An 8,774-nucleotide genomic window follows, 5' to 3' on the forward strand; every position below is an offset into this window, starting at 1 on the left:
CTTCGTACACGTCAAGTGCGACGTTAATACAGGTTGCTTCAGCAAGTAGGCTTGTTGTTCCGACAATATCCACATCGCATTGTGTGAATTCTCTGTAGCGTCCGAGTTTAATTGGCGCGTCTCGATATACTTTTCCTATTTGGTATCGTTTAAAGGGCATCTTGAGTGTTCTATTCATACCCACGTATCGTGCAAAAGGTACTGTTAAGTCAAAACGTAATCCTAATTCTCGTTTTCCATTATCTTGGAGAGTATAAACCTCATTCATTGCATCGCTTTCAACGCCAGCTGCAAATTTTGCACTGAGCACATCGTAGCGTTCAAGTAGTGGCGTATCTAGTGGCATAAAGCCGTAGCGTTGGAAAATGGTTTGCATCTTAGAAAGAATCTGCTCTCTAAGTAAAGCTTCATCTGGACTGATGTCCCGTGTTCCTTTTGCAGTATCAAGTTCCATAATAATGAGTTGGAAGTTCTAACATTTATAATTCTATTCTTTTTTCTGCACTGCGAAGGATTGTTCTCGCCTCTGGCTCAAATAGAACATCGTTACATCCGTTTATTTCGACTCGCTTGCGCAAGTCAAAATGGTTGTAACGCTAGATTTCTTCAAGGCAGTGCTCAGCAAAAATCCTTCTTTATTGCTTCAGTTACAAAAACTTTTTAAACCAACACAGCTTCAAACAATTCATGTCAGATGAACCAGCAATAGAAGTTATCGAAAACGAAAAATGCCCTATTTGTGGTGAGAATCAATTAACACTTATGGAAGCTGAACGAGACATTCCGTTCTTTGGTCCAGTGGCTGTTTTTTCTATGGATTGTAATGCATGTAAATATCACAAAGCAGATATTGAAGCGCTTCAAGAACAAGAACCATGTAAGTTCGTCTTCGAAATTAATTCTGAAGAAGACATGAAAGTTCGTGTTATTAAATCTAGTTTTGCAACCGTTAAAATAGGAACAATTGGAAGTATTGAACCGGGCGAAGCAGCTAATGGTTATGTAACTAATGTTGAAGGCGTGCTTAATCGTATGAAAAAACACATCGAGCACCTTCGAGATGGAGCTGAAGACCCCGCGGATGCAAAAAAAGCTAAGAATCATCTTAAGAAACTCACGCGTGTTATGTGGGGTCAAGAACCAATGAAGATTACACTTTCAGATCCTACTGGTAATTCTGCAATTATTTCTGATAAAGCAGAGAAATCAAAACTCAAAAAATGAGTTTCGAAGTTAATTTGAAATAAACAATCCAAATTGAAAAAATAAGTTCAATTTTGAAGTTCATTTCCAATAAACAAAACTTAAAAATAAATGTAAAAGAAAAATTGTAACTACTTATTTTTTATTGCCAATTCGTTTAGCAATTTTTTTCACAATACCAGTTTTCTTAGTAGCTGCTTTTTTTGTAGTTTTATTTTTACTCGCCGCTTTTTCATTACTTGAATTTTTCACATCAGTTTTATTCTGAGAGGTAGAACGCTGAGAAGGAGCCTTCTTTTTTGTTGTTTTCTTCTGGCTAGTTTTTTTCACAGAATTTTTCTTAGGAGTGACTTTTTTAGTAGTAGCAGTTTTCTTAGCAGTAGCTTTTTTAGTACTTAAATTTTTCCCAGCAGTTTTATTCTGAGCAGTAGTCTTCTTTTTTACCGGTGTTTTTCGAGCTGCAGCTTTCGCTGCTTTTGTTAACTCTGCTTTTTCAGCGACTGTCTTTGTTGATTGTTTAATTGCACGTTGTGCAGATTTTTTCTCCCACTTTTGTTCACCTGCTTCTTGTGCTTCTTTGATTTCTTGTGCTGCTTTTTTAGATGCTGCTTTAAGAAATACTGCTCGTTCTTGCGCAAATACATCTTGTTCTGCTTCAAGTTTTTCTATTCGTTGTGTTAAGAATGCTATAGTTCGCTGATTATCTTGTTGATTCATAAGTTCGCCGCATTCTGGACATTTAAAATCATCTTCAAAAGCGTCTTCAAAATTTTGTCGAACATGAGCATGTCGACACATGTAAAAAAATCCGCCCTGCTCATTTTCTAATCGATTTCGTAGTTTTGCAATAGTTTCTAATCGTAGTTTTTCTTCTAAGTGAGATATTGCTTGTTCGTTAAAATCCCAGTAACAAATATACCATCCTTTTATCTTGTCTTTTTTTCGTTTAAAAGAAACAACGTTTGAATCAAGAAGTCGATACAGAAGGTTTCTTGTTCGATGTATTTCTAGATCAAGTTCTTCAGCTATAATAAACTCAGAAATGTTTTGTTTTCCTTGTAGATAGAATACTATCTCTTCAGCGTCCTTGTCAGGAACTAGTTGTTTTAAGACGTCTACAATCCGTTCTTTTGCTAATGTCATCGTATTAAAGCATCATAGCTATTTCCAAATGATTATGATGTTCGCAAAGAGATATCGCTTTCACCCGCCTCTTTATATAGCATTTCTGAAAATACTACTATATAAATGTTTCGAATTTGTATTTACTTAGGAGTAACAACTTTGTAGTTTCTGACCCTTTGCGAGACGGAAACCGTAAAATTGATTCTCCAGTATATATAGTTTACGTATTAAGAAGTATGAACAATTAGAAAATAAGCGTCAAAATAAGCTATAAAGAGTTAAAAAAGAAGATAGAAATAAAAAGAAGAGTGAAAAATATTGTAAAATAAGAAATAAAGCTTATTTTAACAATATCAAGACTGTATTACAGAACTATTTTTTCTTATATAATCTTTAGGTCCTGCAATGAGATGAAGTAATATTCCTGTTGTAATTACTCACCCATCATAAAAATGGCTTCTTTAACATTAATTCGAGTATGCGCTATAGCCGATACTATTGCTTCTAAATTCTTATTAGAGAATAACACCACCTGAGCAGCTGGGTCTAGAAAATCCACTACCAATTCATTATGTGAACGGTGTTTAATAGAATATGTTTTTATCTTTGAAAAATAAAATGTAGTAATAGTCCTTAATGACTCAATTAAAATAGAGTTTATAATAAGCACACATTCAAAAACTCGTGAATGTTTGCTTGTGTAAAAAAACAAGCATATCTTTTGGCAACGGTGCCGAAAGTATTTGTTTCTCGCCTGTTTTTGGATGCACAAAAGTTAGTTGCGCGCAATGCAATAACTGCCGAGAAGCTAGTAATTTTTCTTTAATTTCAGCTTCATTTGCTTTTGAATTTGTATGCCAAGCAAGAAAAAGATCTGGATACAAACTATATTGCTTATCACCAACTAGTGGATGACCAATGCTTGAAAAATGCGCACGTATTTGATGTCGACGACCGGTTAACAACGTTATTTGTACCAATGAAAAACCATTTTTTATTTCTATAACCTTATACAAAGTCGCGCATGGTTTTCCTTCCTTAGAAACAATCATGTGATCTCGAATATCCCCTAGTTGTGTTTGCAAAAGAGGTTTATTAATAACTCCTTCTTTAGTTTCAAGTTCTCCAAACACCACTGCAAAATAAGTTTTAAGAGTTGTTTCTTTTTCGTACATAAGTTGTAAAGCTCGCGTGTTTAATGGATTTGTTGCAAAAAGAACGATACCTGATGTTTCTTTATCGAGTCGATTAATAGGATACACTCGTTTTCCATCTTTACGAAGAAAAGAAACAAGCGTATTAAAATAATATTTACCAGCTGGATGCACAGGCAAGTTTGCAGGTTTATTCACCGCAAACATAAATTCATCTTCATAAATAATACTATAATCAATAGCAACAATAGGCTCACTTGACTGCGGCGTTAACAAAATTAAAGAATCACCTTTTTTCACATCTACATCTTCTAAAGCATACTGTTTATTCAAAACAATTCGTTTATGTTTAGCAAGAGCATCTATTTGTTCTCTTGTGTGAAAAAAATCGCATTGCTTAAGAAGAATCGCATAAAGAGTTCCAGATTCAGCGATAAGAATATGATCTTGTCGTATTTGTTCAGTCATGATCTTCAATTTCTCGGTCAATTAAGTTCTGCATTCGTTGATAACACGAGCTGCAAATAAAAATGTTCCCAAAAAATTGTGAGTCTGGAAAGCCAGAAAGTTTTTTGACTTGTTTTTCTTGTTCACAAAACGAGCAAAAATCAGTTTCGACAGGATATGCAAGAATGAGTTCTACTAATTCATCATAACAAGGCCGACACATGGCAAAAAGCATAGAGAACTCTGGAAAAACAAAACAATTCGTTGTCTTGCTACAAAGTTTGCACATGTGGTTATGTTTGACGTACATAAGAAATGTAATTGCCATCGAATTATTTAAACATTCGCAAGGTTTTTTACTAGGAAGTAAATAAAAAGAAGAAGTAAATGACTCGCATTACCGTTCTAAATCTTCTTTTTTACTGCGAAGGGCGCTTTGCACAAGAATTCTATTCTGTTCTTCTAAATGAGCTAAGAGTTTATCTCTTTTGGCAATTTCAGCAGCAAAAACGTCGCGTAGCTCGTTAATGTCATCAATACCTGCAATTTCAGTCTTAAATCGAGCCTTAAGTGCAGCAAAGACATCCTCATCAGACTTTCCAATTTCTCCAACCATAGTCCTTTTTGGAGAGTCTAGAAGTTTTAAAGGTTTTGGTGGGAAAATTTCCAAATTATTAAAAGATAGTTTTAAATAGATATCTACCATTTTTATATTAGGTGACAAGTAGCGCCTTATCTTCGGATTAAATCTGCTCTGCAGAATACTGCAAAAGTGTTCCCTGTCTTTGTCCAAAGCAAAGGCAGGTGTTTTTTTTAAAATGACTCGAGTTTCAATATATATTGATGGAGCAAATTTTCTATAAGGTATAAAATCTATCCATAAAAAAGATTCTGAATTTAAATTCGATTTCGATAAATTCACAAAATCAATAACTAAAGGAAAACATTTAGTAAATATATACTATTATAACGCATCTCTCAAACAAAATCCCAACCCCGAATTATTCAAACAACAACAACAATTTTTTGATAGATTAAGAAAAATTGACAAATTTAAAGTCATTCTCTGTAAAAGACAACAAAGAACAAAAGATAATGGAGAAACAACATACACAATCAAAGGAGATGATATTCATCTTGCAATCGATATGGTAAAAGACGCATATGAAAACAAATTCGATACTGCAATTCTAATAAGTGGAGATGGTGATTTCGCACCATTAGTCAAACTTGTTAAAAGTAAAGGTAAAAGAGTTGAAAAATTTTCATTTCGAGAATCACATTTCAATAGATTTAATGAAAACTTGTAATTGTAGTGCACTAATAGATAAAAAAATTGCAAACAAATTCTTTTATAGAGAAACTCAAACAACTCTTGCAGATACACCTGCAGGAAGAAAATTTCAAGAAAAACTAGAAAAATAATTATTTCTTAGGTTTAGAAACAGAAACATAACCAGCAGTTTTTTGTTTCTTTCTTGCTTCAATTAAACGAAACTTAGGAATAGCTCCTCTATCAGCATCATCATGATCATTTCCGCAAAGCAAAATTAAATTAGTTGCTCGATTATTCGAAGGATTTGAATCAATATGATGAATTTTCAAATTACCTTTTTTACCGCAAAGTTGACATTTATCTCCAGCCAAATCATAGACTGCTGCTTTTTGTTTTGCTGTTAAAGGTACACGTTTCTTTTTAGCACTTGATTTTGCTGATTCCTTTGCAACATCCTGACCAAGCGCATCAATAAAGAAAAGCAAATTTCTAAAGAATTTTGCAGTCTTGTGACGAAATTCTACATCTTTAATTGAAAAATAAGCAACCACAAGTAATCCTATTCCTAGAGCAATTAAAATAATAGTAAATATAAGCTGAAATCCTGGAAAGAAAGTTATTAGAGTAAAATAAATAATTGCAATAAATATTACTAAAGCAATTAGACCGCCAATAATTGACTGTAAATGTAGTTTCTGTTCAGACATTAAAAGTAAAAATGAGAAAAAGTATTTTTAAAACTTTCTAGAAAACATCAAAAAATAAGAAAAAAAATTAGCAGTTTTATCTGCTTGAATCAGATTGTCGTTCTGTTTCTAACTTCTTAGAAATTGCTAAGCTGTTAGTACTAAGAGCATGTGCATCCATGATTTCTTGAGCAAGTGCTGCAGACATGCTTTTCTTTTTGTTAAAGCTTGCTTTGTATGCGCCTTGCGTCATAAATTTGAGTGTTCTATCAATACGTCGTTGGGGCGCACATTCAACTGGTTTAGGGTATCGTGCTCCACCGTATTCAATAGTAATTATTTCTTCTCGAGGCGCACCGTTCTCTAGTGCTTTAACGAATATTTCAATAGGATTAGTTTTTGTTTTTTGTTCGATGATTTCAAATGCTTCTAAAACAATACCATACGCGGTTGCTGCTTTACCAGTAATGTGACCACTTGAGACTTTATGTTTTTTCGTTCCAATTCGACCTGGAATCATCACTTTGTTAATGAGTCGTTCTACAATAAATACTTTTGATTTGTGAAATCTGTTTCCAGCATATCTTGCTCCTGTTCGTGGAACAATTGTTGGAGTAACTGTGATGTAGTCTTTGAGTCCAGGGTCTTCTACTTTAACGCCTGAACAATCCCATCGGTTGAATGCGAGTATGTCTGTCATGTTAATTACCTTTATTTACGAGCTTTTTCAATCTTTCCTGAAAGTAATGCTCCGAGTGCTTGATCGTTTACTTTAATTACTTGCCATCGAACACCTGGCAGGTCTCCTTTTGCTCGACCCATAACACCACCAATTCGTTCTACAACAACTTCATCGTGTTCGTCAACAAGTTTTGTTGCACCATCTCCTGGTAAAAACGCAGTGATTTGTTTGCTATTTTTAATAAGTTGCACTCGTACACATTTTCTCATTGCTGAGTTTGGCTGTTTTGCTTCTACTTGTACTTTTTGAAGGACAATTGCCGATGCTTGTGATGCGCCTTCTAATGGATCTGCCTTTGCTGCAAAGCCTAAATGTTTCTTAATAAACCATTTATCTTTCCACTTACTTTCTTTTCGTCGTTTGATAAGTTTTTTACCAGCGCCGAGTCCTCTAGATTTTTTCGCCATGTGTATTACCTTGAGTTTTTTAGTGATTTTTTCTTCAAATAACTTTGATTTCTTTAAGCTGCGGATAGTATTTTTGTACTATTCCTTCATACATGCGAAGATTTGCTGCTTTTGCTCCAATCATAAGACCTTTTGTTTTTTGATCTGGTCCGGTGATAGTAACAACACCATCTTCCACTTTCATCTCCACTATTTTTAGTGGCGCCATGACGTTTGCAATGAAACGCTCCACAGAGTCACTATATTCGATGATTTTGATTCTTCGCTTCAATAGTTCTTCTAGTCGAGTAACATTTTTTTTGTTCTCGCCAAGTGCTTTTCGAAGGAAGCCTTTCTCAACAACAAATAGTATTTTGTCGTTGTGCTCGAAATAATCTTTCAAGCGCGACCTGGTCACCTTCTCAAATAACGTCATACGTTGTAAGGTTTCCATATCATATTTTACTTTCATTTTGTTGAACTTGTTTGACTTATGAAAATATTTTTTATTTTCATTTTGTTAAACTTTGTTTGACTTATGAAAATATTTTTTATTTTCATTTTGTTAAACTTTGTTTGACTTATGAAAATATTTTTTATTTTCATTTTGTTGCCTATAGGCGATATTTGAAAACATCTTGTTTTCATTTTGCAATACCCACAACTGACACGAGGAAAGGCTTTTTGCATTGCGTTCCTAATTCGTCACAGTTAATGGTTAATTTTTCTACTGGAACATCCACTAGTTTTGCGTAGTGGTTAATATCATCCTCGATGATTTCGGGACAATTTGAAGCTAAATAAATTGTATGCACAGTTACTTTTCGCAGTGCTTTTATAGTCTGCTTAGTACCTATAATTAATTTGTCGTTTTTTAATCCTAATTTAATGTCGTCCATTGTTCCATTCACCGCTCCAAACACCAGCAGAAATGTACTTGTGTTCTTCTCCAAGACCCGAATACCAGACCTTGCAGATGATTGGTTATACTCCAGCGAATCAAGTTTGCTTTATAAAGCTTTGTGTAACTAGGCGTTTCACCTCATTTTTTTCGTGATGCAAAGAACTTTTGTGCGCGCTACACAGCAAATAACTATCACAAAAAGGGCATAAATAATGTTTACGTTAAGAAACAACTTTTTTGCGTGTGACTGCTTTTTTTGACTTTGTTGAATGCGCCGCATAATCATCCATCGCTTCTTGAAATTTTTTTCGACGAATTAAAATAAGCTCACTATTTAAAATAAGATTATATTGAAAGATGAAAGTAAAAAGGATAATTGCTAAAAACATAGAATCAAAATAAGACCTATATATATCTAAGTCCATCACACCAAATAGCCCAAAAATATTAATTATTTGCATGAAAAAGAAGATGGTTACAGCGATAAGTAAGAACACCCATGGTCGACGTTCTTTTGCATGGCGTGTTTTATGTAAGAATGAGAATGCAAAGAGTAAAACAAATAATGCAATAAGAAAATTTGCAAAAGTAAGCATTCCTGATATATACGTTGCCATAGAGTTATTTCTAGAAATACTGATTTAAAAAGATAACGTTACTCCTCCGGATTGGTTATTGTCAACTAGCTAGTCTAAACTACAGAATAAAAATACGGGCTTGTTCAAAGTGATTGCTCTCCAGAGCCAGTAAAGCAAAGATTTACTGCTTTGACTTAGCTTCTCAAGATTGTAGGTGATGATTTGCCATGCGAATTCTCTTTTTTTCATGTAGTGTAGTTTGCTTCGCAAACT

Annotated in this window: 13 protein-coding genes; 2 read left to right on the forward strand and 11 right to left on the reverse strand. The window is 34.0% G+C overall.

The window, feature by feature from the left end; translation table 11 throughout:
- A partial coding sequence (locus K9M74_05230) for an ATP phosphoribosyltransferase regulatory subunit (GenBank protein ID MCF7799278.1) occupies positions 1 to 454 on the reverse strand: 454 nt, incomplete at its 3' end.
- Between the two features lie 233 nt (positions 455 to 687).
- Between K9M74_05230 and K9M74_05235 the strand changes: the two genes are divergently transcribed.
- Positions 688 to 1,224 (forward strand): ZPR1 zinc finger domain-containing protein, encoded by a 537-nt coding sequence (locus K9M74_05235; GenBank protein MCF7799279.1) that lies wholly within the window; start codon positions 688 to 690, stop codon positions 1,222 to 1,224.
- A gap of 114 nt (positions 1,225 to 1,338) precedes the next feature.
- Here the strand turns inward: K9M74_05235 and K9M74_05240 are convergent, their stop codons facing one another.
- From K9M74_05240 to K9M74_05255, 4 genes are all read right to left on the reverse strand, one after another.
- Positions 1,339 to 2,346 carry a hypothetical protein gene (locus K9M74_05240; GenBank protein MCF7799280.1) on the reverse strand — a complete coding sequence of 336 codons (1,008 nt, stop codon included), beginning with the start codon at positions 2,344 to 2,346 and terminating at the stop codon, positions 1,339 to 1,341.
- A 656-nt stretch (positions 2,347 to 3,002) separates the two neighbouring features.
- A complete protein-coding gene (locus K9M74_05245) occupies positions 3,003 to 3,950 on the reverse strand; it encodes an RluA family pseudouridine synthase (GenBank protein ID MCF7799281.1) in 948 nt (315 codons plus the stop codon).
- The gene (locus K9M74_05250; protein MCF7799282.1) at positions 3,943 to 4,239 is read right to left on the reverse strand and encodes a hypothetical protein; all 297 of its coding nucleotides are present in this window, start codon (positions 4,237 to 4,239) and stop codon (positions 3,943 to 3,945) included. Before K9M74_05250 ends, K9M74_05245 begins: the two co-directional genes overlap by 8 nt.
- 87 nt (positions 4,240 to 4,326) lie before the next feature.
- Positions 4,327 to 4,545: a hypothetical protein gene (locus K9M74_05255; protein ID MCF7799283.1), complete on the reverse strand. Its 219-nt coding sequence runs from the start codon at positions 4,543 to 4,545 to the stop codon at positions 4,327 to 4,329.
- A 250-nt stretch (positions 4,546 to 4,795) separates the two neighbouring features.
- On the opposite strand from K9M74_05255, the gene K9M74_05260 reads away from it, so the two are divergent.
- Positions 4,796 to 5,239 carry an NYN domain-containing protein gene (locus K9M74_05260; GenBank protein ID MCF7799284.1) on the forward strand — a complete coding sequence of 148 codons (444 nt, stop codon included), beginning with the start codon at positions 4,796 to 4,798 and terminating at the stop codon, positions 5,237 to 5,239.
- Between the two features lie 115 nt (positions 5,240 to 5,354).
- Here K9M74_05260 and K9M74_05265 read toward each other — a convergent pair whose 3' ends face one another.
- The 6 genes from K9M74_05265 to K9M74_05290 form a co-directional block, all read right to left on the reverse strand.
- Positions 5,355 to 5,912 carry an HNH endonuclease gene (locus K9M74_05265; GenBank protein ID MCF7799285.1) on the reverse strand — a complete coding sequence of 186 codons (558 nt, stop codon included), beginning with the start codon at positions 5,910 to 5,912 and terminating at the stop codon, positions 5,355 to 5,357.
- Positions 5,913 to 5,988: 76 nt separating this feature from the next.
- Positions 5,989 to 6,591, reverse strand: a complete 603-nt coding sequence (locus tag K9M74_05270) for a 30S ribosomal protein S7 (protein MCF7799286.1) — start codon at positions 6,589 to 6,591, stop codon at positions 5,989 to 5,991.
- Between the two features lie 11 nt (positions 6,592 to 6,602).
- Positions 6,603 to 7,040, reverse strand: coding sequence for a 30S ribosomal protein S12 (locus K9M74_05275; GenBank protein ID MCF7799287.1), 438 nt, complete (start codon positions 7,038 to 7,040; stop codon positions 6,603 to 6,605).
- A gap of 34 nt (positions 7,041 to 7,074) precedes the next feature.
- The gene (locus tag K9M74_05280; GenBank protein ID MCF7799288.1) at positions 7,075 to 7,491 is read right to left on the reverse strand and encodes a NusA-like transcription termination signal-binding factor; all 417 of its coding nucleotides are present in this window, start codon (positions 7,489 to 7,491) and stop codon (positions 7,075 to 7,077) included.
- Between the two features lie 172 nt (positions 7,492 to 7,663).
- Positions 7,664 to 7,918, reverse strand: a complete 255-nt coding sequence (locus K9M74_05285; protein ID MCF7799289.1) for a ribosomal L7Ae/L30e/S12e/Gadd45 family protein — start codon at positions 7,916 to 7,918, stop codon at positions 7,664 to 7,666.
- A gap of 226 nt (positions 7,919 to 8,144) precedes the next feature.
- A complete protein-coding gene (locus K9M74_05290) occupies positions 8,145 to 8,540 on the reverse strand; it encodes a hypothetical protein (protein MCF7799290.1) in 396 nt (131 codons plus the stop codon).
- Positions 8,541 to 8,774: the final 234 nt, after the last annotated feature.

The organism is Candidatus Woesearchaeota archaeon (assembly GCA_021734105.1).
In the GTDB taxonomy this organism is placed as follows: domain Archaea; phylum Nanobdellota; class Nanobdellia; order Woesearchaeales; family SKGA01; genus SKGA01.